Consider the following 26,142-nt stretch of genomic DNA (forward strand, 5'->3'; position numbering starts at 1 on the left):
TTCCTAGATGAGAACAGGGGAGAGGATATGCGAACGACCTGGCATGCGGCGCTGCCGCTGGCCTTTATATGCAGCAGCACCCTGGGCCTGGCCGGCTGCAGCAGCGACCCCGCCCCGGCACCCGAAGCGGAAGAGGCGCCCGTCCTGATGCAGGCAGGGCAATGGACACTCACCCGCAAGACCACCGGTTACAACACCCCCACCGTGACGCCGGCCGAATATCAGGAAGCCTTGAAGCAGATCGGCGAGGACAAGCTGTGCATCGCCATCGACAAGGATGGCCTGCCGGACGCCGATGCGATCGCGAGCAAGGAAGGAACGGCGTGCAGCTACAAGGACAAGATGGCGCGCAAGGGGCGGCTGATCGCGACATTGAGCTGCAAGGCGGGCGCCGGCACGTCGGAAATCGTGGTCGAGGGCAATTACACCGCTGATTCCCTGACGCTGGGCACCACCATGACGAAGACGGAAGGCGGCAAGCCCGTCCTGCGCACCACCCATGACCTGACCGGCACCCGCACCGGCGATTGCGTCAAGCCAGGATGATCCGTCATCAGGGCTTGGGCCATTAGGGCTTGGGCCATTAGGGCTTGGGTAAGCGTCGCCGCCTAACCTGTCCCGGCGAGGTTATCGGGGACAGGCAATGCGACGGCGGGGATGGATGATGGTAACGGGGTCGATCGTGACGTTCGCGGGCTGCGCGCCAGCGGCAGACGATCCCGCCAATCCGCCCAGACTGGGCCTCTGGCGCGACCAGACGCAGGTGATCGGCGTGACGCTGGACGATCGCTCCGTGCCCTTGTCGGAACTGCGGCGCGGCCTGACCGACCAGTTGAACGCGGCGGTCAAGGACGAGCAACTGTGCGGCGAACCGCGCCTGCGCGATCGGGAGGAGGCCACCCGCCTGATCAGCGCGCGGATTCCCGATTGCAGCGTCGAACAATGGACGCATGACGGCCATGCCGTTTCCGGCCTCGCCCGTTGCACCCCGCGCAAATGGGGCGCGACGGAGGTGACGCCGACCGTGCGGGCAGAGGGTAGCATGGGTGAAACCTATGTCCGTCTCGATATCCAGACCATCGCGCGCATTCCCGAACCGTCGGGCAATACCCATAGCGCCGTCATCAAGCTGCGCCGTACGATCGAGCGGCTTGGGGATTGCTAATTATTCTGGCCGGGCACGAAGGCGGCGAAGACCTGCGCGCCGGTCATGTCCCGCGTCGATTCGCGGAAATGATAGCTGGTGGGCTTTTCCTTGATGAAGATCTGCGTAGCGAAGGGGAAGGCGCCCGGATCGGCAAAGACCTGGATCGACACCGCCAGATGGGCGCCATCCTTCGACCGCCACAGCAGCGAACTGCCGCAGCTTTTGCAGAAGCCCCGCTCGCCCCAGTCTGACGAGGCATAGACGCCCAGCGCATCGGGATCGGCGAAGCGGATGTCGGTGCAGGCGACAGACAGGAACACGCCGCCCGACCAGCGTCGGCACATGGCGCAATGGCAGGCGCCCATGGTCGCATCGGCAATGGTTGCGTCGAAACGGACCGCGCCGCACAGGCATTGCCCCGCCTGCCTGATCGGCTGTTCATCCGGCTGCGTCACCTGTGGACTCTCCTGTGCATCATCTCTGTATAGCCTGTGATCAGTCGCTGTATGACCCTGTGCATGGCCTGTGGATAAGTCCGGGATTATTCCAGCGCACGGATCGCCCGCTCGTCGCAGCGTTTCGCGCCGATCGGCACCGGGCTGACCGTCGGCACCGGCAGGCTCTGGCCGATGCGCAGCGGAGCAAAGCGCTTTCGGTCGATCCCGGCGCAACGCAGATAGAGGTCCAGCATCTTGGGCGGCGTGTCCCATTGTTCGTAGGACAGGCGGAACGTGCCCCAATGGATCGGGATCGCGGTTGACGCGCCCAGCCGTTCGAACACCTCCACCGCCTGCGCCGGACCGATATGCGCGTCCGACGCCATCTGCCCCTTCCAAAAACGGAAGGCGCCGATCGGGATCAGCGCCAGCCGGATCGGACCGTAGCGCTTCGCCTCATAGGGCCAGCCCATGTCGCCCGCGCCGGTATCGCCGGCAAAGAAGATATTGCCCGCCCGCGTCTCGATCAGGAAGCTCGACCAGAGTGCCCGGTTGCGATCAGTGCCCCAGCGGCTGCCCCAATGATGGTTGCGGGTCACATGGACGCGATAGTCGGGGCAATGTTCGTAATTGCCGCACTGGATCACCGCTTGCGGGGCCAGCCCGTTGAGCGCCGCGCCGCTCACCGACTGGCCCCAGTCCAGCGCCGTCGCCGGGATGCCCTGCGCCTTCAGGATGGCATCATTGCCCAGGCTGGTGACGATCCTCGGCCGGTCCCGCTCCCACAGCCGCTTTAGCGTGGGCAAGTCCATATGGTCGTAATGATTGTGACTGAGGACGATCAGGTCGATTTTCGGCAGGTCGTCGAAGCGGATGCCGGGTTTCGCTACCCGTTTCGGTCCCAACGGCGGCAGGGGGCTGGCATAGTCGGACCAGATCGGATCGGTCAGGATATTGAGGCCAGCCGCCTGCACCAGCACCGTCGCATGGCCGACCCATGTCGCGACCATGCCGCGCGGCGCGGCGAAGGGCGCCGGGCGCGCAGGCTTGACCGCGATGGCGATCGGCCATGGCGGGCGATCATCATTGCCCATCAACCAGCGGGCGATGAAGCCCTGCCGACTGGTACCCGGCGGTGCGGGCGTTTCGATCGCGCCATCGGGATTGAAGAAATGGGCGCCGTCATAATGGCGGCTGACCGGCCCTTCATAATAGATCCGGTCGAGGAAGGGCGGTACGAAAGTAATCGCCAGGCACAAAGCGATGACGGCAAATAACAGCGTGATCGCCACGCCTCTGGCTATGCTGACAAGGCGACCCATGACTGCTCCCGAAGAGGATGTCCCAGCGACATAGAGCAAGGGGGCTGCGGAGCAAGGGGGTGGAGAGTCATTAAGGGTGGATTGCTGCCATTCCCCTCCCGCTCGCGGGAGGGGCAGCGAGACTTGCGCGCGCAGCGCGTTAGTCGCAGCGGGGTGGGCTGTGGCGACGTCCCGCCCACCCCCTAGCCCCCTCCCGTGAACAGGAGGGGGAGCATGTCCATTTCTGGCCGATACCGGACCTGCCCCAATCCGAAACCGATCCATTCACCCCTTGCTTATGCTCAGCCCTGATCCTGATAGGCCATCTGGAGAATGCCCCAATGGCGGCCCTTCACATGGATGGAGGCGATCACCTGTTTGAGCAGGATGACGTCGCCCTGCGCGGTCAGGCGGCGATAAGCCTTGATGCAGAAAGGCTGGGTGATCTTCGCCTGCTCGCGCGTGTCGGGGAAGTCGAACACGACGCCCTGCCGCGCATATTCCATGTTCCATTTCTCGTCGCCCGGCCGCTGCTGCTGGGCGCGTTCGGGCATGGCGACCGCGCCATAGGCGTTGCGATCGGTGAAGGTCATGCCGAACAGGCCGGGGAAGTTGCGCGCCTGTTCCTGCGCGGCACGCGCGGCCGGCAGCATCACATCCTGCACCGGATGGGTGAAGAGCGGCGGGTTTGTACCGGTGATCGGGGCATAATATTCGCTGAAGACCGCGGCTTCGCTCACTTCGCCCGCATCGATCGCCCGCTCGATCGCGCGGCTGACCTGCCGGGCGCTCTCCAGGCTGAAGTCGATATAGGGCGAATCGGGAATATCGACGCCGCTTTCGGCCAGATATTGCAACAGGTCGTTGGTATCGTCGCTGGCGGTGGAGACGCGACCGGACAGGCGTTGCAGCCCGTCAGCATTGTCAGTCGAGGTGCTGGCCAGTGCCGCCAGCCCGCCCCTGATCTCGCCGGCAGACCCCACCATCGACGCGATCCGGCCGGCCATCGTCTCGCTGTTGCTGGACAGGCCCTGCATCAGCGCGCCGAGCCGGTCCACCAGCGCCTCTATGTTCTTGGTGTCGTTGAGGGCGGTGCGCGCGGTCTGGGCGCCATGGGTGATGCTGGCCAGCATGCCCCCCGCCTCGCCGGTCAGCGCCGCAATCGACTGTTCGATCGTATGGGTCGCCGCCGTGGTTTCCTGCGCCAGCTTCTTCACTTCGGACGCGACCACGGCAAAGCCGCGCCCGGCGTCCCCGGCGCGCGCTGCCTCGATCGTGGCATTGAGCGCGAGAAGATTGGTCTGGCTGGCAATGCCACTGATGACGCTGGTGACATGGGCGACGGTCTTCAATGCTTCGCCAAAGCCGTCCAGCCGCGCATGGATGCGACTGACCTGTTCGATCAGGTCGACGAAATTATGATTGGCGGTGGAGAGTTGCCGGCCCGAATCGTCAATGATCGCACGGGCGGCGACCGCCTGCTCGCGTGCGGCCTGTCCCGCCATCGCCACGCTGTCGCCATCGCGCGACAATTGCGACGCAGCGCCATTGATCGCCTCGATCGTGCGCGCCTGATGCGTCACCCGATCGGCCAGTTCGCTAATGTCTGCCTGAAGGTCGAGCGTGCGGATGCCCAGGTCGCCAGACAATTTGGCGACCTTCATCACCGCTCGGGCGACGGTCTCGGATTGCGCTTCTTTTCCCACATGCCCAGCGCTACCCGCTCATGGTGAAGGAATCGTTAGCGATGCGACGGCAAGGCGCTTGTAAAGCGTGGCTTTTGGGCCTTTGATGCCGGTCATGCGCGGCCCTCCCCTTTTTCCCTGGCGCTATGGCATGTTTCTGGCGCTGCTGGCGGTTATCGTGCCGCTGGCGCTGATCCTGCCCTGGCATGAAGCGGTGATGGCGGGATTCGACATTGCCGCCCTCGCCTTCATGATGTCGGTCGTGCCGCTCATCGACGCTACGTCCGCGACGATGCGGCGCAATGCGCAGGCGAACGACGCGAATCGGGAATTGATGCTGCTGCTGACCGGGATCGTCAGTCTAGTGATATTGGTCGCGGTTGGCGTGGCGGTGAGCCAGCATGGCGGGCCGAATGCAATCAGCATCGCGCTGCTGCTGGCGACATTGCTGATTGCCTGGCTCTTCTCGAACCTCGTTTATGCGATGCATTATGCCCATATCTTCTACCTGCCCGGTGATAAGGGGCAGGATCGGGGCGGGCTGGATTTCCCGGATACGGATGAGCCGGGCTATTGGGATTTTCTCTATTTCGCCTTCACACTGGGCATGACCTTCCAGACGTCCGACGTGTCGGTGACGGTGAGTGCGATGCGACGGACGGTGCTGTTCCAGTGCCTTGCCGCCTTCCTGTTCAACCTTGGTATCCTGGCCTTCACCATCAATGTGCTGGGCGGCAGCTAAGGGTTAGCCATGCTCCCAGCCAAGGCTGTCGGGCAGCGGGATGACGGCGCCGTCGATCTTGAGGATCAGGCCCGATCCTGCGGCGACATGGCCGACAGGAATGGCGCGCACCGGCGGCGTTGCGCCATGGGGCAAAGCGAAGAGCAGTTCATAATCGTCGCCCGCCCGCGCAGCGGCCAGTTGTACGGCGACGCTCGCGCCGCGCACCTTTTCCAGCGCGAGCGACAGCGGGATATGGTCGATGGTGATGGCGACGCCGCTGGCCTGCGCCATGCGCGATGCGTCGATCAGCAGGCCATCGGACAGGTCCATCATCGCGCTGGCGACGGGAGCGAGCAGCGCGCCTTCCGCCAGACGCGGACGCGGACGGCGATAGGCTTCGACCAATGGCCCCGAAGCGGCGGGATCGTCGGTGGCGAGCGTGAGGCCAATGCCCGCATCGCCGACCGGGCCGGTGACATAGAGGCGGTCACCCGGCTGCGCGCCGGTGCGGGTGGGGACCGGTCCGATCGCTTCGCCCATGGCGGTCAGGCTGTAGCTGCGGGCGGAGCCGGCCGGCATCTTCACCGTATCGCCGCCCAGCAGGGGCATGGCGTGGCGGTCCAGCGCTTCGCCAAGGCCTGCGATGAAGGCCTCGTCCCAGCTTTCGTCGCCCGACAGCGCATAGTTGAGCAGGCAGCCGACCGGCCGCGCACCCTTGGCCGCGAGGTCGGACAGGTTCACCGCCGCCAGTTTCCAGCCGACATCCTGCGGCGGATCGGTGGGGAGATAATGGACCCCCTCCACCATCGTGTCGCTGGTGAGGATGAGGCGGCTGCCGCCGATCGGCAACACCGCGACATCATCCACCAGCCCTTGCGCGGCAGGATCATGCGCCAGCAGACGCAGCAGGGTGAGGAAGCGGGATTCGGCGGACATGATCCCACTCTATACGGGCGCGCGGACGCGCGCTTTACTTCCGCACGTCCTTCGACACGCCATCGAGCAGGCCGTTGACGAAGCCGGATTCGCGCTTGTCGTAGAAGGCGTGGGCGACATCGACATATTCGCTGATGACCGTACCAGTGCCGACATCGGCGCGGGCGAGCAGTTCATAGGTGCCGGCGCGCAATATCTGACGCATCGGCTTGTCGAGGCGCTCTAGGCTCCAGCCGCTCGACAGGCGGGCGGTAATCAGGCCGTCAATCTCGTCGCGGCGGCGATCCACGCCTTGCACGATATCGTCGAAGAACGGCTCTTCCGCCTGCGCGTAGGTGACATCCTCGATCGTGGCGCCAAGGCGGTGCTGATGGAATTCGTGCAGCAGCAAATGGAGGGGCGTGCCTTCCATTTCGAGCTGATAGAGCGCCTGTACCGCGGCGAGGCGCGCGGCGGAGCGGGATTTGGAGCGGTCGTTCATATCAATCTGTCCATAACCGTTCGGGCTGAGCTTGTCGAAGCCCATGACCGAACGCAGTGAGGTCTAATGCCTTCGCTTATGCTCAGGCGTGCCCTTCGACTTCGCTCAGGGCGAACGGAGCTTATCTTAATCTCAAAGCCACCGAGGCAGCGTGCGCGGGCAGCCCTTCCGCCCGCGCCAGCGCAACGGCGGCGGGGCCGATCGCGCCGATGGCATCGGGCGTGAGGCTGAGGAAGCTGGTGCGCTTCATGAAGTCGAGCACCGACAGGCCCGACGAGAAGCGCGCGCGGCGGCCGGTCGGCAGGACGTGATTCGGCCCCGCGACATAATCGCCCACGGCTTCGGGCGTCATGCGACCCAGGAAGACCGAGCCGGCGTGGCGGACTTGCGCGAAATAGCGGTCGGGGTCGTCCACGGCCAGCTCCAGATGCTCGGCGGCGAGCCGGTCGACCAGCGGCATGGCTTCATCGAGGTCGCGCACAAGGATGATCGCGCCGTTGGCCTCCCAGCTCACACGCGCAACCGCGCTGGTGGAGAGCGTCGGGATCTGACGCTCGACGGCGGCGGCGACCGCATCGGCAAAGGCTGCGTCATCGGTGAAGAGGATCGACTGGCTGGTCGGATCATGTTCCGACTGGCTGAGCAGGTCGGCAGCGGTCCATTCGGGATCATTCTTGCCATCGGCGACGACGACGATTTCAGACGGGCCGGCGACCATGTCGATGCCGACGACGCCGTAAAGCTGGCGCTTGGCTTCGGCGACCCAGGCATTGCCGGGACCGGTGATGACATCCACAGGCTTGATCCGGTCGGTGCCATAGGCGAGCGCGGCAACGGCCTGTGCGCCCCCGACCCGCCAGATTTCCTCGATCCCTGCAATCTGCGCGGCGGCGAGGACGAGTGGGTTGATCTCGCCATTGGGGGTCGGCGTGACCATGGCGATACGTTCTACGCCCGCGACCTTTGCCGGGATGACGTTCATCAGCAGCGAACTGGGATAGGCGGCGCGGCCGCCCGGCACATAGAGGCCCGCCGCATCGACTGCGTTCCAGCGGGCGCCGAGGCGCACGCCGGCGCTGTCCACGCCGTCGCTGTCCTGCGGCTTCTGCTTTTCATGATAGGCGGTGATGCGCGCGGCGGCGAGTTCGAGCGCGTCGCGCAGGTCCGTCGAAAGGGTGTCGAGCGCTGCGCGCGTTTCCGCCGGGGTGACCGCCCAGCCGCTGACGTTCAGGTCGTGGCAGTCGAAACGCTGGGTGTAATCGGCCAGCGCGGCGTCGCCCCCGGCGCGCACGGCTTTCAGGATCGCGGTCACATCGCGCGACACATCCTCGTCCGCTTCGCGGCGGGCATCGACCAGCGCGGTGAAGGCGGATGCGAAATCGGCATCGGTGGTGGAGAGCTTAAGCGGCATCCTTCACCCCCACGGCTGCGCGGAACGCCTCTACCAGCGGCGACAGTTCGGCCGAGCGCATCTTGTACGCGGCGCGGTTGACGATCAGGCGCGCGCTGATCTGCATGATGATGTCGGTTTCGACGAGGCCATTGGCTTTCAGCGTCGCGCCCGACGAGACGAGATCGACGATCCGGCGCGAAAGGCCGAGCGAGGGGGCGAGTTCCATCGCGCCATTCAGCTTCACGCACTCGGCCTGAAGCCCGCGCTTTTCATAATAGCGGCGGGTGAGATGCGGATATTTGGTGGCGACGCGGACATGGCTCATCGCGGCCTGATCCTCGTCGACGGCGTCGACCGGCTCGGCGACCGACAGGCGACAATGACCGATATCGAGGTCGACCGGCGCGTAGAGTTCGGAATAGTTGAACTCCTCGACCACGTCGGAGCCGACGATGCCGATCTGCGCCGCGCCATGGGCGACGAAGGTAGCAACGTCGAAGGCGCGCACGCGGATGATCGACACGTCGGGCCGGTTGGTGGCGAAGCGCAGCGCCCGGCTCTTCTTGTCATGAAACTCCGCCTCCGGCTCGATACCGGCTTTGGCGAGCAGGGGCAGCGCTTCATCGAGGATGCGGCCCTTGGGGATGGCGAAGGTGAGCGAACGAGTCATGACGCGCGCGCCTTACGCGCGGGGGCGTAAAAGGGCAAGGTTTGGGGGGATGCCTATGATTGCTTGGTCAATATTTGCGAGGCAGCAGAACCTAAGATATTCGCCATTTGACCGAAGCACGGAGAACGAAGGTGGATGAGGCCATTGTTGGACCTATCGTCGGATTGGCCCTTTCAACGATTACCGGGTGGCAACTGCTGGACGGCTTCCGAAGCGGCACAATGGAAGCGCCCTATTGGGGATTTGCCTTTTCTGGCCGCAGAAAAGATCAGCCATTCCGTTTTTGGATGCTCGCGCTGCTTCTGGCCTTTTGGATGAGTGGCGGCATCTTTTTGTGCGTCGGAATATTGTTTTTTCCGAATGGTATCTCAGGATAAAAGCCCGTCATCCCGGCGGAAGCCGGGATCCCGCTTCTCTGTTACGCCCCAAGAAAAGCGGGATGCCGGGTCAAGCCCGGCATGACGAGGTGGGTGCTGTTACGCCGCCTCTGCCATCGCCGCTTGCGTCTGTGCGATCCAGCCGCCGCCCAGCACGCGGTCGCCGGCGTAGAGGACCGCCGCCTGCCCCGGAGCAACGCCATATTCCGGCGCGTCGAAGAGCAGGCGATCGCCATCCAGCCGCGCCGGAACCGGCTTGGCCATCGACCGCACCTTGGCGGTCAGCGGCCCGGTGAAGTCGCCGCCCAGCCAGTTGATATCGGAGAGACGCGCGCCCGACACCGCCAGCGCCGCCTTCGGCCCGACGATCACGCGGCGGCTTTCGGCGTCCAGTCGCACGACATAGAGCGGGTCGGGCTGGCCACCGATCTCCAGCCCCTTGCGCTGACCCACAGTGAAATGGATCATCCCCTTGTGCCGGCCAAGCGTGCGCCCGTCGATATGGACGATATCGCCGCCCTCATCCGCGTCGGGGCGTAGTTTCCGCACGATCTTCGCATAATCACCGTCGGGCACGAAGCAAATGTCCTGGCTGTCAGGCTTCAAAGCCACTGACAAGCCGAGTTCGGCGGCGATTTCGCGCACCTGCGGCTTGGGCAGCCCCCCCAGCGGGAAGCGCAGATAGTCGAGCTGCGCCTGAGTCGTGGCGAACAGGAAATAGCTCTGGTCGCGGGCCGGATCGGCGGCGCGATGCAGTTCCGCGCCCGCCGCGCCCTCGACCCGCTGCACATAATGGCCGGTAGCCAGGCAGTCGGCGCCCAGATCCCGCGCGATCTGGAACAGGTCGGTGAACTTCACCCCCATATTGCACTTCACGCAGGGGATGGGGGTGCGGCCAGCCATATATTCATCGGCAAAGTCGGCGATCACCGAATCGCGGAAGGCGGTTTCATAATCAAAGACATAATGCGCGATGCCGATGCGGTCGGCGACGGCGCGCGCGTCACGGATATCCTGCCCCGCGCAGCAGCTGCCGGTGCGGCCGACGGCGGCGCCATGATCATAGAGCTGGAGCGTGACGCCGATGACTTCGGCGCCGGTCTTCGCGGCGAGCGCGGCGACGACGCTGCTGTCCACGCCGCCCGACATGGCGACGACGATGCGCCGCTGGTCGAGCGGCTGGGGAAGCTGAAACTGGGGCTGCATAGGCGGGCATATAGTGCAAGGGGCGTCGCTTCGCAAAAGTTAACAAAGTGTGACGCCCATTTGGCCCCAATCGGGCCGGATCGACGCGAAAGGGCGACCGGACGAGTCACGAAAGCCAATCCAAGTTTACGGACCCTTATCCATTGGTCCGTAAAAGAGAGGGCATGGATCTGAGTTTCCTTCGGGGCGGCGGGCTGAAGCCCGGTGTTCCCAGACCCCTCAGCCGGCCGCGCGTGCCGGCCTGGCCGTTTTTGCGGGCTGCCACGGCGGCTGCACAGGCGGCCAGTCCCACCGCGCAGGCGGTGGCGGGCGTCCTGCGGGGGCAGGGCGGAAGCGATGACTGGATCCAGGAACTGGCGGGAATTTTCGCGCCACGTTCCGGCGGCAAGATCGAAGCCGTGCGTCTCGCGGGAAGCTTTAACCCGTTGATCGCGAGCCGTTTAGCCAGGGGGCAGGAAAGATGAAGGCGATGTTTACCGTGGCGCTTTAGCCGTTCTTCAGGGCTGACGCACATAATAGGGGAACAAGGCCGAAATCGGTAACGCCAGTGCCGCACTTTGAGGGTAAGAATGATCGAGAACCAGAAAATCAAGCCCGCCCAGGTCGTCGGGCCGCTTGGAGAGCCCCTGACGCTGGACAGCCTGCCGCCTGCGGACACGACCCGCTGGGTGGTGCGGCGCAAGGCGGAAGTGGTCGCGGCGGTGAATGGCGGTCTGCTGACCGTGGACGAAGCCTGCGCGCGCTATAATCTGACGCTGGAGGAATTTGCCGGCTGGCAGCGCGCCGTCGACCGGTCGGGCATGCACGGCCTGCGCGTCACCCGCATCCAATATTATAAGTCGCTCTATGAGCGGCAGCAGAAATATTGATCGTCATCCGGACGATCCGAACGCGGACATGAAAGGGGCCGTCGGAGCAAATCCGGCGGCCCCTTTTGCATGGCGACGCGTACAAACAGCGCAAAGCCAAGATAGTTTCCGTCCCGGAATCATTTTTCGTCCATGGAACGGGACGCCCTTTGCTCCGTTGAATGCAGCACCCAACACGCTGGGGGCGTGGTCAAGGAGAGTATCATGGGCATCATCTTGTGGCTTATCGTCGGCGGCATCATCGGCTGGCTCGCCAGCATGGTCATGCGCACCGACGCGCAGCAGGGCATCCTGCTTAACATTGTCGTAGGTATCGTCGGCGCCTTCATCGGCGGCCTGATCTTCAGTGGTGGCTCGATCAACGAAGGTCTGACGCTGTACAGCTTCCTGGTGTCGCTGGTCGGCGCGATCATCCTGCTGGCGATCGTCAATCTGGTCCGTCGCGGATCGGTGCGTTAAACCCGCACGACATTACCCAAAAGCAAAAGAGGCTGCGCCACCGCGCAGCCTCTTTTTTTGTTTCAACGCCGCCCCGCGAACCAGCGGTAGATGGCCAGTACGGCCACCGCTCCCAATATCGCGGCGACGAACCCGGCCTTCTGGCCCGGTGCGTAAAAGCCCCCGAGGCGCCCGACGAAACCGGCGAGCAAAGCCCCGGCTATCCCCAGCAAGATCGTAACCACGCATCCACCCGGATCGCGGCCGGGCATGATCAGTCGCGCGATCGCGCCTGCAAGCAGGCCGACCACGATCCATCCCAGCAAGTCCATGCTGCGTTCCCTTTTTATATAATAGCATCGACCCGGTGCCCATTGCGCCACAGTCCCGCATTTTTGGCAAGTCAATGTGGCCACAGGGACAGGAACGGCACGATATGCCGCCATTCCGAACCCGTCGGCCGCACATTATCGTTTTGCCGTCCTGCTTCGAACCATGATATTGGGGCTTGAGGGTGGTGATATATTCATATAACACAGTTGCCAACAGGGCGGAAGCGCCGGAGAGACGAGAAGCGGGATGAATTACGAAACCCAGTTGGTGGGCGATTCCATGACGATTATCGACGATGAGGATGCACGCCGGCGGCGCAAGCGCCTGCTGCTGATCGGCGGCGGCGTGATCGTTGTGCTGGTGGCCGCAGCGGCATTTATATCCATGCGCGGAGAAAAAGCCGGCGATGCCGCTGCACCCACCGCTTCCGTGCCGGTCGTGACCGTCGTCAGCCCCGGCCGGTCCACCGTCGCCCGCACCGTCAGTGCGACCGGATCGCTCGCCGCAAGGATCGACATGCCGGTCGGCGTGGTCGGCGAAGGCGGCATGGTGACACGCGTGCTGGTGCAGCCGGGCGACTGGGTGCGCGCGGGACAGGTGCTGGCCACCGTCGAACGCTCCGTTCAGGCCGAACAGGTCCGCTCGCTCGCCGCGCAGGTGGAGGTGCAGCGCGCCAACGCCAAGCTCGCGCAGGCGCAGCTCGATCGCGCCAAGGCGCTGGTCGGCCGTGGCTTCATCAGCGCCGCCGACATCGACCAGCGCACCGCGACCCGCGATCAGGCCGAAGCGCAGGTGCGCGTGGCGGCCGCCCAGTTGGCCGAGCAGCAGGCCCGCACCGGGCGGCTCGACATTCGCGCGCCCGCCGCGGGCCTTGTGCTGACCCGCACGGTCGAGCCCGGCCAGATCGTCCAGGCCGGCGGCGGGACGCTGTTCCGCATGGCCAAGGATGGCGAGATGGAGATGCAGGCGCAGGTGGCCGAAGGCGATCTGGCGACCTTGCGCACGGGCAACAGTGCCACGGTCACGCCGATCGGCAGCAGCCAGTCCTTTGCCGGCCGGGTGTGGCAGGTGTCGCCGGTGGTCGATCCACAGACCCGGCAGGGCATCGCCCGTATCGCCATCCCATATAATCCGGCAATCCGCCCCGGCGGCTTTGCATCGGCGCTGCTGACCAGCGGGTCTGGCAGCGCCCCGCTGTTGCCGGAATCGGCGGTGCAGAGCGATCCCAAGGGCAGCTTCGTCTATATCGTCAATGCCAAGGGCCAGGTGGAACGGCGCGACGTGACCGTCGGCCAGGTGTCCGACAATGGCGTGGCCGTGACCAGCGGCATTACCGGCAGCGAACAGATCGTCACCTCCGCCGGCGCCTTCCTGACGCCGGGGCAGAAGGTGAAGCCGGAACTGGCCAAGGGCCGCTGACAGATCGGCGCGGGCGGACGTCCGCATCGGAGACATCGGGAGGAACGGGCGCCTGACCGCGCCCGGTGAAGGAAGCGCGTCATGAATTTTCGCAATATGTCCGCATGGGCGATCCGCAACCCGGTGACGCCGCTGGTGCTGTTCGCCGCCCTGATGATGGCCGGCATCGTCAGCTTCATGCGGATGGACGTCAACAATAATCCCGACATCAGCTTCCCGATGGTCAGCGTCACCGTGTCGCAGCCGGGCGCGGCGCCCACCGAACTGGAAACCCAGGTTACCCAGCGGGTCGAGGCCGCCGTGCGCGGGATCAGCGGCGTGGACGACATCACCTCCTTCGCGTCCGAAGGCCAGTCGCTGACCAACGTCCAGTTCCAGATCGGCACGCCGGTCGATCGCGCGGTGGCGGACGTGAAGAACGCCGTCGATCAGATTCGCAGCGACCTGCCCGACGGCATATTGGAGCCGCAGGTCCAGCGTGTAGACATCGACGGCGGCCCGATCGCCTATTTCAGCGCTGAAGCGACCGACATGACGCTGGAGGAACTGTCCTGGTATGTCGACAACACCATCGCCAAGCGGCTGCTGTCGGTCAGCGGCATGGCGGCGGTCCGGCGCGGCGGCGGTGTCAGTCGCGAAATTCGCGTCATCGTCGATCCCGCCAAGTTGCAGGCCTATGGCGTTACCGCCGCGCAGGTCAACGCGCAGTTGCAGCAGGTCAATCTGAATGCTGCGGGCGGGCGTACGGAAATCGCGGGCGCCGAACAGTCGATCCGCGTGCTGGGCAACGCCACCAGCGCCCGTGCTTTGGGCGATACCCAGATCGCCATTTCCGGCGGTCGTACAGTCAAGCTGTCCGATCTGGCCACGGTGCGCGACATGTATGCCGAACAGCGCAGCCTGGCTTTGATGAACGGCCGTCAGGTCACCAGCTTCAGTCTGGAAAAAGCCAAGGGATCGTCCGACGTCACCGTCTATGACAATGCGATGAAGGTGCTGGACCAGTTGCGGAAGGAAAATCCCAAGGTCGAGTATAAGCAGCTCTATTCGAGCGTCGATTACACCAAGGAACAATATCATAGCGCGATGGCGGCGATGATCGAGGGCGCGGTGCTGGCTGTCGTCATCGTTTTCCTGTTCCTGCGCGACTGGCGCGCAACGATGATTTCCGCGCTGGCGATACCGCTGTCGGCAATTCCCGCCTTCTGGTTCATGGACATGCTGGGCTTCACGCTCAACAGCATCTCGCTGCTCGCGCTGAGTCTGGTGGCGGGCGTGCTGGTCGACGACGCGATCGTGGAGATCGAGAACATCGTGCGCCACATGCGCATGGGCAAGAGCGCCTATCAGGCGTCGATCGATGCGGCAGACGAGATCGGCCTGGCCGTGCTGGCCACTACCATGGCGATCGTCGCCGTCTTCCTGCCGGTCGCGCTGATGCCCGGCATGTCAGGCCAGTTCTTCATCCAGTTCGGCATGACCGTGGTCGTATCGGTGCTCATGAGCCTGGCCGTCGCGCGCCTCATCACGCCGATGATCGCCGCCTACTTCCTGAAAGCCCATGGCGAGGAAAGCCATGGCGAAGGCTGGCTGATGGACCGCTATATGAGCGTGCTGCGCTGGTCGTTGAACGACGAGAAGGCGAAGCAACGCCGCGCGCGTGGCGGCTTTGGTAACCGGATGGCCGGCTTCTTCACCGATCATCGCGTCTGGACGCTAGGCATGGGCTTTGCCGCCTTCGGCGCCACCATCATCGCCTTTGCGACTCTGCCGATGACGTTCCAGCCGACCACCAACACCGATTTCAGCCAGGTGAAGATCGAGACGGTGCCGGGCAGCACGCTGGCCCAGACCACTGCCATCACCCGCAAGGTCGCCAACATGCTGAGCGCCGACAAGGATATGGTCGACGCTGCCTTTGCCGATATCGAGCCAACCAGCGCCGACATATTCCTGACGCTGAAGAAGGACCGGCCGATCAGTTCGGTCGATTGGGAGCGCAAGGTTGCGCCCCAGTTCCAGACCGTCGCCGACGCGCGCGTCAATTTCCAGTCGCAGTCGGGTGGCGGTTTCGGTCGCGATATCATCATGATGTTTGGATCCGACGATCCGGCCCTGCTGGAAAAGACCGCCAACCAACTGGTGCATGAAATGGCCGGCATCCCCGAATTGCGCGCACCCCGCGTGCAGGGCGACATGCAGCGGCCCGAAATCATCATCAAGCCGCGGCCGGACCTGGCTGCCAGCCTGGGCGTGACAACCATCGCGCTCAGCCAGTCGATCCGCATCGCGACGATCGGTGATATCGACCAGAATGTCGCCAAATTCTCCCTGTCCGATCGCCAGATCCCGATCCGGGTCGCACTGGCCGAGGATAGCCGCAAGGACATCGCCACGATCGAGAATATGCCGGTGCCGACCGTGTCGGGCGGCTCTGTGCCGCTGAAGGTCGTCGCCGATATCAGCTTCGGCGCAGGGCCGACGCAGATCCGTCGCTACAACCAGATTCGCCGCGTCGTCGTGGGCGCCGATCTGGCGCCGGGCATCGTCACCAGCCAGGCCATGACCAAGATCAACGCCCTGCCGCTGATGAAGGATATTAATGCCGGCAAGATTCAGGGCGTGCAGAAAATCAACGCCGGCGATGCCAAGTGGCAGGCGGAGATGATCCAGAATTTCATCATCGCCGTCTTCTCCGGTATCCTGCTGGTGTTGGCCGTGCTGACCCTGCTCTACAAGCGCCTGATGCCGCCCTTCGTCAATCTGGGGTCGCTGCTGCTGGCGCCGCTGGGCGGCGCGCTGGCGCTGCACATTGCGGGGCAGCCCATTTCCATGCCGGTGTTCATCGGCCTGTTGATGCTGCTGGGTATCGTCGCCAAAAACTCGATCCTCGTCATCGACTTCGCACTGGAGGAGATGGAGAAGGGCGTGCCCAAGAAGGAAGCGATCGTCGACGCCGGTCACAAGCGTGCCCAGCCGATCGTGATGACCACGGTGGCGATGGTGGCAGGCATGGTGCCGACCGCACTGGCCCTGTCGGGCGATGGCGCCTGGCGCGCACCGATGGGCATCACCGTGATCGGCGGCCTGATGCTGTCGACGGTGCTGACGCTGGTGATCGTGCCGGCGGTGTTCAGCCTGGCGATCGGGCTGGAAAGCTGGATCGGCCCACGGCTGGGTCGGGGCCTGCTGACCTACAAGGCGGGCGACGACGGCAAGCCTGTGCGTGGTGCGGTGCATCATCCGGCCGAATGACGATCATCGTTCAGGCCAGGAAGCCGGAATGGCCAAAAGAAAGCCTTGCCTGAACGAAACGGCAGCGTAACCGTTAAGGGGTCATGACGCTGCTCCGCCTGCCCCGGCCCAAAGACCTGTTGACGCCGCATCCCGCCCGGCGAATGCGGCTGGTGGCGACGGGCATGCTGGTGGCAATGGCCGCGCTGTTCATCGCCGCGCGGACCACCGCGCATCTCCACCCCGCCATCGGCTTCGTCCAGGCCTTTGCTGAGGCGGCGATGGTCGGCGGGCTGGCAGACTGGTTCGCGGTGACGGCGCTGTTCCGCCATCCCCTCGGCCTGCCCATCCCCCATACCGCGATCATCCCGCGCAACAAGGACCGGATTGGGGACACGCTGGCGCTGTTCCTGCGCGACAATTTCCTGATTCCTGCCGTGGTCGCGCGGCGGATGCGCCATATCGACGTCGCGGCGGCGGCCGGCCGCTTTCTGGCCAGCCCGTCCGAGGGCGACGGGCGGCTGCGCGAGGGCGCGTCGCGGCTGATCGCCGACGTGCTGGAGGCGCTGGATCAGGAGCGGCTGGGCGGCATGGTGAAGGGCGCGATCGGCCAGCGGCTGCGCGGCATCAACATCGGCCCGCTGGTGGGTCAGGCGATCGAAGCGGCGATGCGGGACGGTCGCCATGCGCCGGTGATGGACGGCATCATCACATGGGCGGACCGCACGCTGGAGGCGAACGAGCATCTGATCCGCCAGATGGTGCAGGAACGCGCCGGCAAGGTGTTGCGCTGGACCGGTCTGGACGAAAATCTGGCCAATGCGATCCTTTCCGGCCTGCGCAAGATGCTGGCCGACATGGCCGCCGATCCGGGTCACAGCCTGCGCCTGAAGGCCGAAGAGGGCATGGCCAAGCTGGCCTTCGACCTTCAGTTCGATCTGGAGATGCAGGCGAAGGTCGCAAAGATTCGCGACGAGATCGTCGACAATCCGGCGATGCAGCGCTGGATCGAGGGGATGTGGGAACAGGCGCGTGGCGGGCTGCTGCGCGCAGTGCGCGATCCCAGCAAGGCGATGGCCGGGCGCTTGGGCGAAGCGCTGCGCGCGCTGGGCGGGACGTTGCAGGAAGAAGCGCGGCTGCGGCTGGTGATCAACCGCTTCGTCCGGCGCACAGCGGTGGGCGCGACGGCCAGCTATGGCGATGCGATCGTCCGGCTGGTCAGCGATACGGTGCGCGGATGGGATGCGGGCACGGTAACGTCACGGCTGGAAAATGCGGTCGGGCGCGACCTGCAATATATCCGCATCAACGGCACGCTGGTCGGCGGGCTGGTCGGCCTGGCGATCCACGCGATCGACACATTCTTTTAGGTCGAACCGCACCAGCCCGTTCCCCCACCCGGCCACCCATAGAATACTACCGTTGGGTGGCCGGGTGGGGGAACGGGCTGGTGCGGTAATGGAAATGCGCATCAGCGCCTTTCCCAAAAAAGTGCCGGGGCGCGTCGGGCCAAACGACGCGCCCCGACGGAACCAGCCGCGCAGAGGAGAGAAGGCAGCCGGTTCCTGTCTCGAAAACTTATTCCTCCGGTTCGTCCGGCGGCCGTTCCCCATGGCGCGGCGGCGGCGGCAGTTCGTCTGCGGTCAGCACGCCGTCGCCATTGCGATCCTGATCGGCGAACAGGGCCAGCGCAGGCGCGAGAAATTCGGCGCGGTCGATCTGGCCATCATCATTGCCATCCTCCGGATAGGGCATGGTACGGCCCGGCGGCGGTGGCGGCGCTGCGTCGGCGCGCTTGCCCTCTGGCGGACGACCGCCTGGCGGCGGGCCACTGGCACCGCCCGGTCCGCCAGACCCGCCACCCGGACCGCCGCGCCCCTTGCCGGGACCGCGCTGCGCCTGATCCGTCTGGCCCCGCGCCTGCGGTTCATGGCCGAGCATGCGCTGCATTGCCTGCACCGGCACCAGTCCGTCGCTGTCCTGATCCATCAGGCTGAAGCGACGGTCCATATAGGCGACCATCTCGTCGCGGGTGATGCGCCCATCGCCATCGGCATCGGCCGCCCAGGGACCGCCTTCAGGCGCCGCTGGCGGGGCGGATGGCATTTGGGCCAGCAGCGGCGTCGAGGCGAGAAGTGCGACAGCGAGTTGGACAGCAGAAAGACATTGGCGAAAACGCATGGAGGCTCCTGGAAGCGGGATCGCCCCTTCCCTCGCACCTGTGCTTTGCCGCCATATGTCCCGATGCAGCCGCTATGTTGCAGGCGTTGAAAAATGATGTTGCAACATATCATCAAATGATGTTGTATCATTTCATCGATGGTAACAGCCTGATCGGCAGAATCGGGAACCGACGAGAGGATGCGACACATAGAGGAGCCAGACGATGCGACTCATGACAATGGGAACGACAGGGCAAGTCACGGAGGCAGGCGGACAATCGCGCTATGGTGCGGGGCGCAAGTCTCCGCTGGGACTGGGCGGCACCGTGGCGGTGCATGCGCTGATCATCGGTGCCTTCCTGCTGATCCCAAAGGAGGTGATCGAGATCGTCACTTCCAAGCCCTTCATCGGCACCAATATTCCGCTGCCGCCCCTGCCTGAACCGATTGATCAAAAGACAGCCGATCCGAAGATCGAAACCCAGCCGCAACCACGGCCGCAGCCCACCGTGACCGATCCGTTGATCGAATTGCCCATAGGCGATCCACCGGTCACAGCCACCAAGAGCAGCAGCGGCTCCGACATGGGGCCAGTCATGCCGCCCTATATCGCGCCGCCGCCGCCCCTGCCCAACCCGGTCCTGACCGAAGCGTCGATCGATCCGCGTGCCAAGGGAGCGTTCCAGCCCGACTATCCCGGTACGATGATTCGCCAGGGGGTGGAAGGCGCGGTCACGGTACGCGTCACCATCAGTCCGGAAGGCCGCGTCACCGCCATCGAGAAGGTCAGCGCCAGCGATGAGAGTTTCTGGCTGGCGACGGAGCGTCATGCGTTACGCAAATGGCGGTTCCGTCCCGCCACCCGCGATGGCGTGGCGATCGCATCGACCAAGACGCTGACGGTCCGCTTCACCCTGACCAACTGACCGGCTTCCGGCAGTCTTCTTACGCCTTTGGCGTCGCGCCCCCGTCCCCTCCCGCCCGCGGGAGGGGACAAAGATGGAGGCCAGCATGGACCATTTTGCATTGGCGCCCGCCCTGTCCTATAAGGGGCCTATGGCGATATTCCCCCGTCCCGTTTCCCCCAAAAGTGCGCTTGGCGACTTCTGGGGCTATTTCAAGCAACAGCGGCAGCATAAATGGCCGCTGCTGGGCGTTTCCGTTGCGCTGACCTATGTCATCGTGTGGACCTTCGTGATCGACGCGAATACCAACACGATGCCGACGCGCAACAAGATCATCTACGTCCAGAGCTGGGACGCGAACCGGTCCGACGCGGCGATCATCCTGCAACAGAAGATCGACTTTGCGAAGCGCGAGGCGGCACTGGTCAAGCAGCAGACCAAGATGCAGGGCTATGCCGACGCCTTCGGGATCGAATGGCGCGAAGAGGAAGCCCGCAACACCGCCAAGCGCAAGGAAGCGGTGAAGGCGATCGACGCGATGCTGGACGACCGACTGGCCAAGGCGGAAGCCACGAACAAGGCCGGGCCGCAGGCCAGCGCGAAACCGGCGCCTGCCGTCCAGCCCTGACCATGCCGTCATCGCCTGCTGACGACCGGCGCTACATGGCCGCCGCCATTGCCCTGTCAGGGCGCGGCCGGGGCCTTTCCACCCCGAATCCCAATGTCGGCTGCCTGATCGTCCGGGACTCTCCTGATGCGGGGCGGCAGGTGGTCGGGCGCGGCTGGACCCAGAAAGGCGGCCGCCCCCATGCCGAGGCACAGGCGCTGGAGCAAGCGATGGACCGAGCGGCGGGCGCGACGGCTTATGTCACGCTGGAACCCTGTTTCCATCTCTCCCCGCGCGGGCCGCGCTGCGCCGACCTGATAGCGCGGGCCGGCGTTGCGCGCGTGGTGATCGCGCTGCGCGATCCTGATCCGCGCACCGACGGACAGGGCGCAAGCTGGTTGCGCGAGCGTGGCGTGGCCGTCGAGATGGGCCTGATGGCGTATGAGGCCGCCCGCGCCATGGGCGGATTCGTGCTGCGCCAGACTTTGGGTCGGCCGCATGTGACGCTGAAGCTCGGCCTGTCGCTCGATGGCCGCATCGCGCTGCCCGACGGGTCCAGCCGATGGATCACCGGACCGGACGCCCGCGCCCATGCCCATATGGAGCGGGCACGACATGATGCGATATTGGTGGGCGGCGGCACATTGCGGGCTGATGCGCCAAGGCTGGACGTGCGGCTGGCGGGGCTGGAGGGGCGATCGCCGTGCCGCATCCTGCTGAGCCGCGGCGAAGTACCCGCAGGCTGGGAGCGGATCGCCGCGCCAGAGGAGATCGCCACGCTGGACCGGGTCGATCATCTGCTGGTGGAGGGCGGCGCGGCAACGGCAGCGGCCTTCCTGCGCGCCGATCTGGTCGACCGGCTGCTGTTCTATCGCGCGCCGATCATCATTGGCGATGGGCTGGCGGGGATTGGCGACATCGGCCTGACCGACTTGGCGCAAGCGCATGGCCGCTGGTGCATGACCGATGCCCGCGCATTGGGCATTGATCGGCTGGAGGTTTACGAGCGGGTTCGGAGCGCCTAAGTCCCCTTCCCGATCCTCCGTTCGGTTCGAGCCTGTCGAGTCCCCCGCGAAACGGTTCTCGACAGGCTCGAACCGAACGGATTTTGCTTAATAGGACCGATCCATGTTCACCGGCATCATCACCGACATCGGCACCATCCGCAACCATGAGCAGCGTGGCGACCTGCGGCTCGTCATCGGCTGCGCCTATGTGATGGACGGCGTCGCGATCGGCGCGTCGATCGCCTGTTCGGGGGCCTGCCTGACGGTGGTGGAAAAGGGTGCGGACTGGTTCGCGGTCGATCTGTCGGCCGAAACCGTGGCGCGTACCGCGCCGGGCCTGTGGGCGCGGGGCGGCCGGCTTAATCTGGAGCGCGCGCTCAAGGTCGGCGACGAACTGGGAGGCCATATCGTGACCGGCCATGTCGATGGCATCGGCCATCTGGTGTCGGCGACAGGCGAGGGTGATTCGACCCGGCTTGTCATCAGCGCGCCCACCGAACTGGCGGCCGCGCTGGCAGCGAAGGGATCCATCACGGTCGATGGCATTTCGCTGACGGTGAACAGCGTCGAGGATCAGACCGATGGCAGCGTGCATTTCGGCCTGAACATCATCCCCCACACCGCCGCCGCGACGACGCTGGACCGGTTGGACGATGGCCGCGCCTTCAATCTGGAGATCGATGTGCTGGCTCGCTATCTGGACCGGATGCAGAGCCTGCGCGGCAAGTGACCGAACGCAAGGCTGAACAGCTTATTGTGATTTCTCACTTGAAATAATCACACTGCGATGTGATATTGGCGTCGATCCCATGACGGGAAGGAGTCTTTTTCATGTCGTCCGCGCTTCTCGATTCCGTTCGCAGCCTCGTCACCGATGGCGGCATGTCCCGTTCCGGTCTGGCGCGCGCCGCCGGCCTGCACGCCAATAGCCTGCGCAAGCTGGGCGAGAGCGACTGGAACCCGACCGCCGAAACGCTGGGCAAGCTGGAAGCCTATCTGCTGAAGCGCGAAGGCGGCACCGCGCTCGCCAGCCCCGAAGAAATCATCAACGAGGCCCGCAACGGCCGCATGTTCATTCTGGTCGACGACGAGGATCGCGAGAATGAAGGCGATCTGGTCATCCCCGCGCAGATGGCGACGCCTGACGCGATCAACTTCATGGCGACCCATGGCCGCGGCCTGATCTGCCTGGCGCTGACCAAGAGCCGCGTCGACCAGCTGGGCCTCGACCTGATGAGCCGCAACAATGGCACCCGGCACGAAACCGCCTTCACCGTGTCGATCGAGGCGCGCGAGGGTGTCGACACCGGCATCAGCGCCGCCGACCGCGCCCGCACCGTATCGGTCGCGATCGACGCGTCCAAGACCCGCGCCGACATCGTGACGCCGGGCCATGTCTTCCCGCTGATCGCGCGCGACGGCGGCGTGCTGGTGCGCACCGGCCATACCGAGGCGGCGGTCGACGTCGCCCGTCTGGCCGGCCTCAATCCGTCCGGCGTCATCTGTGAAGTGATGAAGGATGACGGCACAATGGCGCGGCTCGACGACCTGATCGTCTTCGCCCAGAAGCACAAGATGAAGATCGGCACGATCCGCGACCTGATCGCCTATCGCCGCCGCCATGACCATATGGTCGAGCGACGCGCCGAAACCAGCTTCCACAGCCAGTGGGGCGGCGAGTGGAAGGCGATCAGCTTCTACAATCGTGCGACCGAAAGCGAGCAGCTGGTGCTGCAAAAGGGGCATGTGTCCCCCGACCAGCCGACTCTGGTGCGCATGCACCAGCTGTCGCTGCTGGATGATGTCTATGGCGCGGAAGGATCGCGCGCCGGGCTGCTGGCCAAGTCGATGGACATTATCGGCCAGGAAGGATCGGGCGTAATCGTGATCCTGACCGGCAATGAGGAAGGCGATTTCGTCAGCCGCAGCGTGCAGGCCCATGCCGGTGCAGCCCCGGCTGGCATGGACGAACTGCGCAACTATGGCGTGGGCGCGCAGTTGCTCGCCGAGCTGGGCGTGCATGACATGGTCCTGCTCAGCAACAGCCAGCACAGCCTGATCGCGCTTGACGGCTATGACCTGTCCGTGGTTGGGCAGCGCCCGATCGAGCTGTAAGGAACATATGTCATGGCCAAATTCCTGATCGTCGAAGCCCGCTTCTACGACCATCTCAACGACCTGCTGATCGAAGGCGCCAAGGCGGCGCTGGACGAGGCCGGCCATAAATATGAGGTGGTGACGGTGCCGGGCGCGCTGGAAATCCCCGGCGCGATCGCGCTGGCGGCGGAAACCGGCCGTTATGATGGCTTCGTCGCGATCGGCGTCGTCATCCGTGGCGAAACCTATCATTTCGAAGTCGTGTCGAACGAAAGCGCGCGTGGCCTGATGGCGCTCAGCATGGATGCCATCGCCATCGGCAACGGTATCCTGACCGTCGAAAATGAGGAACAGGCGCTGGTGCGCGCTCGCCCCGACCAGAAGGACAAGGGCGGCGAAGCAGCCAAGGCGGCAATCGCGATGCTGGCGCTGCGGGACCGCTTCGGCGCCTGATTGAAGCGCGACCTGTGGATAAAAAAGGGGCGGCTCCGGGTTGGAGCCGCCCCTTTTTTTTGTTGGGCATATATGCCCCTCCCGCCTGCGGGAGGGGCAGCGAGACTTGCGCGCGCAGCGCGTTAGTCGCAGCGGGGTGGGCTGTCGCTAAGCCGAGCCCACCCTCTAGCCCCCTCCCGTGAACGGGAGGGGGAACAGTAGATCAGGCGGCCGCCTTTTCCTCTTCCAGCGTCGGATAGTCGGTGTAGCCCTCCGCGCCCTGACTGTACCATGTGGTCATCGCCTGCGGCGGGCTGAGCGGCGCCCCCTCCTGCAAACGCTCGACCAGATCGGGATTGGCCATCAGCGGACGGCCGAAGCTGATCGCGTCGGCAAGGCCGCTGGCGAGGTCCGCCTGTGCGCGATCCGCATCATAATCGCTGTTGAGCACCAGCGGCCCCTTGAAATGCTGGCGGATGAGCGGCGACTGGCGCGGCACGTCGGTCGCGCCGAACGTGCCGCCCGGCCCCGGTTCACGCAATTCAAGGAAAGCAATACCGATAGCATTCAGCACATCGGCGGCGGCCGCGAACAGGGTGGCGGGATCGCTGTCATTGACGCCCTGCGTATCGCCATTGGGCGACAGGCGCACCGACACGCGATCGGCACCGATCGCATCGGCAACCGCCTGCGTCACTTCGCGCAGCAGGCGGACGCGGTTTTCGACGCTGCCGCCATAGATGTCATCGCGGAAATTGCTGTTGTCGCGCAGGAATTCGTCGATCAGATAGCCGTTGGCGGCATGGATCTGCACCCCGTCGAAGCCGGCGGCGATCGCATTATGCGCGGCGCGGACGTAGGTTTCGATGATGGCGGGAATTTCCTCCAGCGCCAGCGGGCGCGCGGTTTCATAGGGCTGTTTGCCTTCATAGGTGTGCGCGTCACCCGGCGCGGCGGTGGCGCTGGACGATACCGGCTGCTCGCCCGTCACGGCGCTGTGGACGGCCCGGCCCATATGCCAGAGCTGGACGATGATCTTGCCGCCCTTGGCATGCACGGCCTGCGTCACCGGCTTCCATGCTTCCACCTGCTCGTCCGACCAGATGCCCGGCGCATAGGGCCAGCCCAGCCCCTGTTGCGAGATCCCCGTCGCCTCGCTTATGATGAGGCCAGCCGAGGCGCGCTGCGCATAATAGTCGGCCATGATCGGCGTCGGCACATGGGCGCGCGTCGCGCGACCACGGGTCAGCGGCGCCATCAGGACGCGGTTGGCGGCGCTGACGGCGCCCAGCTGGATCGGATCGAACAGGGTCGTCATCAATAAGGCTCCCTTATAATAAAGTTGCAATTTGCAACGGGACTTGGTGCGCAAAGCCAGCTAGGGAGCCGCCATGGCCAGTTCAACCCCCGCCGCGCAGATAAACATGCCGCGCCTTGCTTTTCCGGCGCTGCTGCTGGCGAACCTGATCCTGCCGCTGGGGCCAGTATTTGTCCGCTTGTCGGATGTGGGGCCGGTAGCTGCGGCCTTCTGGCGGCTGGCGATCGCCCTGCCCTTTCTGCTGCTGCTGGCGCGGCCGGGCCTGACCCGCATGCCGCCAACGCGCGGAGAATGGAGTGCGCTGGTGCTGGCGGGCGTGATGTTCGCGGCGGATCTTGCCGCCTGGCATCTGGGCATCCTTTATACCAAGGTCGCCAATGCCACCGTCTTCGGCAATCTGAGCGGGCTGTTCCTGCCGGCCTGGGCGCTGCTGGTGCTGCGCCAGAAACCCAGGGGCATGCAGGCCGCGGCGTTGATGCTGGCAGGCGCGGGCGCGCTTGTCATGATGGGGGGCAGTTACGACCTGTCGATCGGCAATCTGAAGGGCGACCTGCTCTGCCTGCTCGCCGGCATCCTCTACACCGCCTATCTGCTGGTGGTGCAGAAGGCGCGCGGGCGGCTGGAAAGCTGGTCGATCCTGGCCGTTTCCAGCACGGTCAGCGCGCCCTTGCTGCTGCTGTTCGCGCTGGCGCTGGGCGAACGGGTGATGCCGGGCAACTGGACGCCGCTGATCCTGCTGGCGCTGTCGAGCCAGGTGATCGGGCAGGGGTTGCTGACCTATGCAATCGGCTGGTTTTCACCTTTGATCATTGGCGTCAGCCTGCTGCTGCAACCGGCGGTGGCAGCCTTGCTGGGCTGGCTGCTGTTCGACGAATGGCTGAGCCCCATCGACCTGATCGGCATGAGCGCGGTGGCGGCGGCGCTGGTGCTTGTGCGGCTGCCGTCGCGGGCCTAGATAAGACGT

Annotated in this window: 28 protein-coding genes; 17 read left to right on the forward strand and 11 right to left on the reverse strand. The window is 65.0% G+C overall.

Annotated features, from left to right (window positions below):
- Positions 1 to 27 precede the first annotated feature (27 nt).
- Positions 28 to 546: a DUF3617 domain-containing protein gene (locus tag RQH62_RS14105; RefSeq protein ID WP_311269369.1), complete on the forward strand. Its 519-nt coding sequence runs from the start codon at positions 28 to 30 to the stop codon at positions 544 to 546.
- 115 nt (positions 547 to 661) lie between these two features.
- Complete coding sequence (locus RQH62_RS14110) at positions 662 to 1,165, forward strand: hypothetical protein (RefSeq protein ID WP_311269370.1); 504 nt, start codon at positions 662 to 664, stop codon at positions 1,163 to 1,165.
- Here the strand turns inward: RQH62_RS14110 and RQH62_RS14115 are convergent.
- From RQH62_RS14115 to RQH62_RS14125, 3 genes are all read right to left on the reverse strand, one after another.
- A complete protein-coding gene (locus tag RQH62_RS14115; protein ID WP_311269371.1) occupies positions 1,162 to 1,602 on the reverse strand; it encodes a GFA family protein in 441 nt (146 codons plus the stop codon). The genes RQH62_RS14110 and RQH62_RS14115 overlap by 4 nt on opposite strands.
- 86 nt (positions 1,603 to 1,688) lie before the next feature.
- Positions 1,689 to 2,906 (reverse strand): MBL fold metallo-hydrolase, encoded by a 1,218-nt coding sequence (locus tag RQH62_RS14120; RefSeq protein ID WP_311269372.1) that lies wholly within the window; start codon positions 2,904 to 2,906, stop codon positions 1,689 to 1,691.
- A gap of 281 nt (positions 2,907 to 3,187) precedes the next feature.
- Positions 3,188 to 4,549: a methyl-accepting chemotaxis protein gene (locus RQH62_RS14125; protein ID WP_311269373.1), complete on the reverse strand. Its 1,362-nt coding sequence runs from the start codon at positions 4,547 to 4,549 to the stop codon at positions 3,188 to 3,190.
- 136 nt (positions 4,550 to 4,685) lie between these two features.
- Here RQH62_RS14125 and RQH62_RS14130 point away from each other — a divergent pair, with 136 nt between their 5' ends.
- A complete protein-coding gene (locus RQH62_RS14130) occupies positions 4,686 to 5,312 on the forward strand; it encodes a DUF1345 domain-containing protein (protein ID WP_311269374.1) in 627 nt (208 codons plus the stop codon).
- Between the two features lie 3 nt (positions 5,313 to 5,315).
- Here the strand turns inward: RQH62_RS14130 and thiL are convergent, their stop codons facing one another.
- The 4 genes from thiL to hisG all read right to left on the reverse strand — a co-directional run bounded on the left by thiL (position 5,316) and on the right by hisG (position 8,774).
- Positions 5,316 to 6,230, reverse strand: coding sequence for a thiamine-phosphate kinase (thiL, locus tag RQH62_RS14135; protein WP_311269375.1), 915 nt, complete (start codon positions 6,228 to 6,230; stop codon positions 5,316 to 5,318).
- A 34-nt stretch (positions 6,231 to 6,264) separates the two neighbouring features.
- Complete coding sequence (nusB, locus tag RQH62_RS14140) at positions 6,265 to 6,711, reverse strand: transcription antitermination factor NusB (protein WP_311269376.1); 447 nt, start codon at positions 6,709 to 6,711, stop codon at positions 6,265 to 6,267.
- 121 nt (positions 6,712 to 6,832) lie between these two features.
- Positions 6,833 to 8,122 (reverse strand): histidinol dehydrogenase, encoded by a 1,290-nt coding sequence (hisD, locus tag RQH62_RS14145; protein WP_311269377.1) that lies wholly within the window; start codon positions 8,120 to 8,122, stop codon positions 6,833 to 6,835.
- Entirely contained in the window at positions 8,112 to 8,774 is a 663-nt protein-coding gene (hisG, locus tag RQH62_RS14150; protein ID WP_311269378.1) for an ATP phosphoribosyltransferase, read from the reverse strand. Before hisG ends, hisD begins: the two co-directional genes overlap by 11 nt.
- 131 nt (positions 8,775 to 8,905) lie before the next feature.
- Here hisG and RQH62_RS14155 point away from each other — a divergent pair, with 131 nt between their 5' ends.
- Entirely contained in the window at positions 8,906 to 9,151 is a 246-nt protein-coding gene (locus RQH62_RS14155) for a hypothetical protein (RefSeq protein WP_311269379.1), read from the forward strand.
- A 99-nt stretch (positions 9,152 to 9,250) separates the two neighbouring features.
- Here RQH62_RS14155 and mnmA read toward each other — a convergent pair whose 3' ends face one another.
- Positions 9,251 to 10,357 (reverse strand): tRNA 2-thiouridine(34) synthase MnmA, encoded by a 1,107-nt coding sequence (gene mnmA, locus RQH62_RS14160; RefSeq protein ID WP_311269380.1) that lies wholly within the window; start codon positions 10,355 to 10,357, stop codon positions 9,251 to 9,253.
- A gap of 164 nt (positions 10,358 to 10,521) precedes the next feature.
- Between mnmA and RQH62_RS14165 the strand changes: the two genes are divergently transcribed.
- The 3 genes from RQH62_RS14165 to RQH62_RS14175 all read left to right on the forward strand — a co-directional run bounded on the left by RQH62_RS14165 (position 10,522) and on the right by RQH62_RS14175 (position 11,685).
- A complete protein-coding gene (locus RQH62_RS14165) occupies positions 10,522 to 10,821 on the forward strand; it encodes a hypothetical protein (RefSeq protein ID WP_311269381.1) in 300 nt (99 codons plus the stop codon).
- A 105-nt stretch (positions 10,822 to 10,926) separates the two neighbouring features.
- Positions 10,927 to 11,226: a DUF1153 domain-containing protein gene (locus tag RQH62_RS14170; protein WP_120251221.1), complete on the forward strand. Its 300-nt coding sequence runs from the start codon at positions 10,927 to 10,929 to the stop codon at positions 11,224 to 11,226.
- Positions 11,227 to 11,430: 204 nt separating this feature from the next.
- Positions 11,431 to 11,685: a GlsB/YeaQ/YmgE family stress response membrane protein gene (locus RQH62_RS14175; RefSeq protein ID WP_093082464.1), complete on the forward strand. Its 255-nt coding sequence runs from the start codon at positions 11,431 to 11,433 to the stop codon at positions 11,683 to 11,685.
- Positions 11,686 to 11,747: 62 nt separating this feature from the next.
- On the opposite strand, the gene RQH62_RS14180 is transcribed toward RQH62_RS14175, so the two are convergent.
- The gene (locus tag RQH62_RS14180) at positions 11,748 to 11,996 is read right to left on the reverse strand and encodes a GlsB/YeaQ/YmgE family stress response membrane protein (protein WP_311269382.1); all 249 of its coding nucleotides are present in this window, start codon (positions 11,994 to 11,996) and stop codon (positions 11,748 to 11,750) included.
- 247 nt (positions 11,997 to 12,243) lie between these two features.
- Here RQH62_RS14180 and RQH62_RS14185 point away from each other — a divergent pair, with 247 nt between their 5' ends.
- From RQH62_RS14185 to RQH62_RS14195, 3 genes are all read left to right on the forward strand, one after another.
- A complete protein-coding gene (locus RQH62_RS14185) occupies positions 12,244 to 13,416 on the forward strand; it encodes an efflux RND transporter periplasmic adaptor subunit (RefSeq protein WP_311269383.1) in 1,173 nt (390 codons plus the stop codon).
- Positions 13,417 to 13,497: 81 nt separating this feature from the next.
- Positions 13,498 to 16,671 (forward strand): efflux RND transporter permease subunit, encoded by a 3,174-nt coding sequence (locus tag RQH62_RS14190; protein ID WP_311269384.1) that lies wholly within the window; start codon positions 13,498 to 13,500, stop codon positions 16,669 to 16,671.
- 83 nt (positions 16,672 to 16,754) lie between these two features.
- The gene (locus RQH62_RS14195) at positions 16,755 to 18,020 is read left to right on the forward strand and encodes a DUF445 domain-containing protein (protein WP_311269385.1); all 1,266 of its coding nucleotides are present in this window, start codon (positions 16,755 to 16,757) and stop codon (positions 18,018 to 18,020) included.
- A gap of 208 nt (positions 18,021 to 18,228) precedes the next feature.
- Here the strand turns inward: RQH62_RS14195 and RQH62_RS14200 are convergent, their stop codons facing one another.
- Positions 18,229 to 18,831: a hypothetical protein gene (locus tag RQH62_RS14200; RefSeq protein WP_311269386.1), complete on the reverse strand. Its 603-nt coding sequence runs from the start codon at positions 18,829 to 18,831 to the stop codon at positions 18,229 to 18,231.
- A gap of 205 nt (positions 18,832 to 19,036) precedes the next feature.
- Here RQH62_RS14200 and RQH62_RS14205 point away from each other — a divergent pair, with 205 nt between their 5' ends.
- The 6 genes from RQH62_RS14205 (at position 19,037) to ribH (ending at position 23,881) form a co-directional block, all read left to right on the forward strand.
- Positions 19,037 to 19,738 (forward strand): TonB family protein, encoded by a 702-nt coding sequence (locus tag RQH62_RS14205; RefSeq protein ID WP_311269387.1) that lies wholly within the window; start codon positions 19,037 to 19,039, stop codon positions 19,736 to 19,738.
- Between the two features lie 85 nt (positions 19,739 to 19,823).
- The gene (locus RQH62_RS14210; RefSeq protein WP_311269388.1) at positions 19,824 to 20,345 is read left to right on the forward strand and encodes a hypothetical protein; all 522 of its coding nucleotides are present in this window, start codon (positions 19,824 to 19,826) and stop codon (positions 20,343 to 20,345) included.
- 2 nt (positions 20,346 to 20,347) lie between these two features.
- The gene (gene ribD / locus RQH62_RS14215) at positions 20,348 to 21,349 is read left to right on the forward strand and encodes a bifunctional diaminohydroxyphosphoribosylaminopyrimidine deaminase/5-amino-6-(5-phosphoribosylamino)uracil reductase RibD (RefSeq protein ID WP_311269389.1); all 1,002 of its coding nucleotides are present in this window, start codon (positions 20,348 to 20,350) and stop codon (positions 21,347 to 21,349) included.
- A 103-nt stretch (positions 21,350 to 21,452) separates the two neighbouring features.
- Entirely contained in the window at positions 21,453 to 22,061 is a 609-nt protein-coding gene (locus tag RQH62_RS14220) for a riboflavin synthase (RefSeq protein WP_311269390.1), read from the forward strand.
- A gap of 101 nt (positions 22,062 to 22,162) precedes the next feature.
- Complete coding sequence (gene ribB / locus RQH62_RS14225) at positions 22,163 to 23,446, forward strand: 3,4-dihydroxy-2-butanone-4-phosphate synthase (protein WP_311269391.1); 1,284 nt, start codon at positions 22,163 to 22,165, stop codon at positions 23,444 to 23,446.
- 12 nt (positions 23,447 to 23,458) lie between these two features.
- Positions 23,459 to 23,881 (forward strand): 6,7-dimethyl-8-ribityllumazine synthase, encoded by a 423-nt coding sequence (ribH, locus tag RQH62_RS14230; RefSeq protein ID WP_311269392.1) that lies wholly within the window; start codon positions 23,459 to 23,461, stop codon positions 23,879 to 23,881.
- A 202-nt stretch (positions 23,882 to 24,083) separates the two neighbouring features.
- Here ribH and RQH62_RS14235 read toward each other — a convergent pair whose 3' ends face one another.
- A complete protein-coding gene (locus RQH62_RS14235; protein ID WP_311269393.1) occupies positions 24,084 to 25,178 on the reverse strand; it encodes an alkene reductase in 1,095 nt (364 codons plus the stop codon).
- Between the two features lie 73 nt (positions 25,179 to 25,251).
- On the opposite strand from RQH62_RS14235, the gene RQH62_RS14240 reads away from it, so the two are divergent.
- The gene (locus RQH62_RS14240; RefSeq protein ID WP_311269394.1) at positions 25,252 to 26,133 is read left to right on the forward strand and encodes a DMT family transporter; all 882 of its coding nucleotides are present in this window, start codon (positions 25,252 to 25,254) and stop codon (positions 26,131 to 26,133) included.
- Positions 26,134 to 26,142: the final 9 nt, after the last annotated feature.

Origin of the sequence: Sphingobium sp. WCS2017Hpa-17 (assembly GCF_031843765.1) — a bacterium.
GTDB lineage: Bacteria > Pseudomonadota > Alphaproteobacteria > Sphingomonadales > Sphingomonadaceae > Sphingobium.

Excerpts from the sequence above, each read along its gene's own strand:
- RQH62_RS14105 (WP_311269369.1), top strand. The coding sequence starts at position 28 with ATGCGAACGACCTGGCATGCGGCGCTGCCGCTGGCCTTTATATGCAGC.
- RQH62_RS14110 (WP_311269370.1), top strand. The coding sequence starts at position 662 with ATGATGGTAACGGGGTCGATCGTGACGTTCGCGGGCTGCGCGCCAGCG.
- RQH62_RS14120 (WP_311269372.1), bottom strand. The coding sequence starts at position 2,906 with ATGGGTCGCCTTGTCAGCATAGCCAGAGGCGTGGCGATCACGCTGTTA.
- RQH62_RS14125 (WP_311269373.1), bottom strand. The coding sequence starts at position 4,549 with ATGAAGGTCGCCAAATTGTCTGGCGACCTGGGCATCCGCACGCTCGAC.
- RQH62_RS14130 (WP_311269374.1), top strand. The coding sequence starts at position 4,686 with ATGCGCGGCCCTCCCCTTTTTCCCTGGCGCTATGGCATGTTTCTGGCG.
- thiL (WP_311269375.1), bottom strand. The coding sequence starts at position 6,230 with ATGTCCGCCGAATCCCGCTTCCTCACCCTGCTGCGTCTGCTGGCGCAT.
- nusB (WP_311269376.1), bottom strand. The coding sequence starts at position 6,711 with ATGAACGACCGCTCCAAATCCCGCTCCGCCGCGCGCCTCGCCGCGGTA.
- hisD (WP_311269377.1), bottom strand. The coding sequence starts at position 8,122 with ATGCCGCTTAAGCTCTCCACCACCGATGCCGATTTCGCATCCGCCTTC.
- hisG (WP_311269378.1), bottom strand. The coding sequence starts at position 8,774 with ATGACTCGTTCGCTCACCTTCGCCATCCCCAAGGGCCGCATCCTCGAT.
- mnmA (WP_311269380.1), bottom strand. The coding sequence starts at position 10,357 with ATGCAGCCCCAGTTTCAGCTTCCCCAGCCGCTCGACCAGCGGCGCATC.
- RQH62_RS14165 (WP_311269381.1), top strand. The coding sequence starts at position 10,522 with ATGGATCTGAGTTTCCTTCGGGGCGGCGGGCTGAAGCCCGGTGTTCCC.
- RQH62_RS14170 (WP_120251221.1), top strand. The coding sequence starts at position 10,927 with ATGATCGAGAACCAGAAAATCAAGCCCGCCCAGGTCGTCGGGCCGCTT.
- RQH62_RS14175 (WP_093082464.1), top strand. The coding sequence starts at position 11,431 with ATGGGCATCATCTTGTGGCTTATCGTCGGCGGCATCATCGGCTGGCTC.
- RQH62_RS14180 (WP_311269382.1), bottom strand. The coding sequence starts at position 11,996 with ATGGACTTGCTGGGATGGATCGTGGTCGGCCTGCTTGCAGGCGCGATC.
- RQH62_RS14185 (WP_311269383.1), top strand. The coding sequence starts at position 12,244 with ATGAATTACGAAACCCAGTTGGTGGGCGATTCCATGACGATTATCGAC.
- RQH62_RS14190 (WP_311269384.1), top strand. The coding sequence starts at position 13,498 with ATGAATTTTCGCAATATGTCCGCATGGGCGATCCGCAACCCGGTGACG.
- RQH62_RS14195 (WP_311269385.1), top strand. The coding sequence starts at position 16,755 with ATGACGCTGCTCCGCCTGCCCCGGCCCAAAGACCTGTTGACGCCGCAT.
- RQH62_RS14200 (WP_311269386.1), bottom strand. The coding sequence starts at position 18,831 with ATGCGTTTTCGCCAATGTCTTTCTGCTGTCCAACTCGCTGTCGCACTT.
- RQH62_RS14205 (WP_311269387.1), top strand. The coding sequence starts at position 19,037 with ATGCGACTCATGACAATGGGAACGACAGGGCAAGTCACGGAGGCAGGC.
- RQH62_RS14210 (WP_311269388.1), top strand. The coding sequence starts at position 19,824 with ATGGACCATTTTGCATTGGCGCCCGCCCTGTCCTATAAGGGGCCTATG.
- ribD (WP_311269389.1), top strand. The coding sequence starts at position 20,348 with ATGCCGTCATCGCCTGCTGACGACCGGCGCTACATGGCCGCCGCCATT.
- RQH62_RS14220 (WP_311269390.1), top strand. The coding sequence starts at position 21,453 with ATGTTCACCGGCATCATCACCGACATCGGCACCATCCGCAACCATGAG.
- ribB (WP_311269391.1), top strand. The coding sequence starts at position 22,163 with ATGTCGTCCGCGCTTCTCGATTCCGTTCGCAGCCTCGTCACCGATGGC.
- ribH (WP_311269392.1), top strand. The coding sequence starts at position 23,459 with ATGGCCAAATTCCTGATCGTCGAAGCCCGCTTCTACGACCATCTCAAC.
- RQH62_RS14235 (WP_311269393.1), bottom strand. The coding sequence starts at position 25,178 with ATGACGACCCTGTTCGATCCGATCCAGCTGGGCGCCGTCAGCGCCGCC.
- RQH62_RS14240 (WP_311269394.1), top strand. The coding sequence starts at position 25,252 with ATGGCCAGTTCAACCCCCGCCGCGCAGATAAACATGCCGCGCCTTGCT.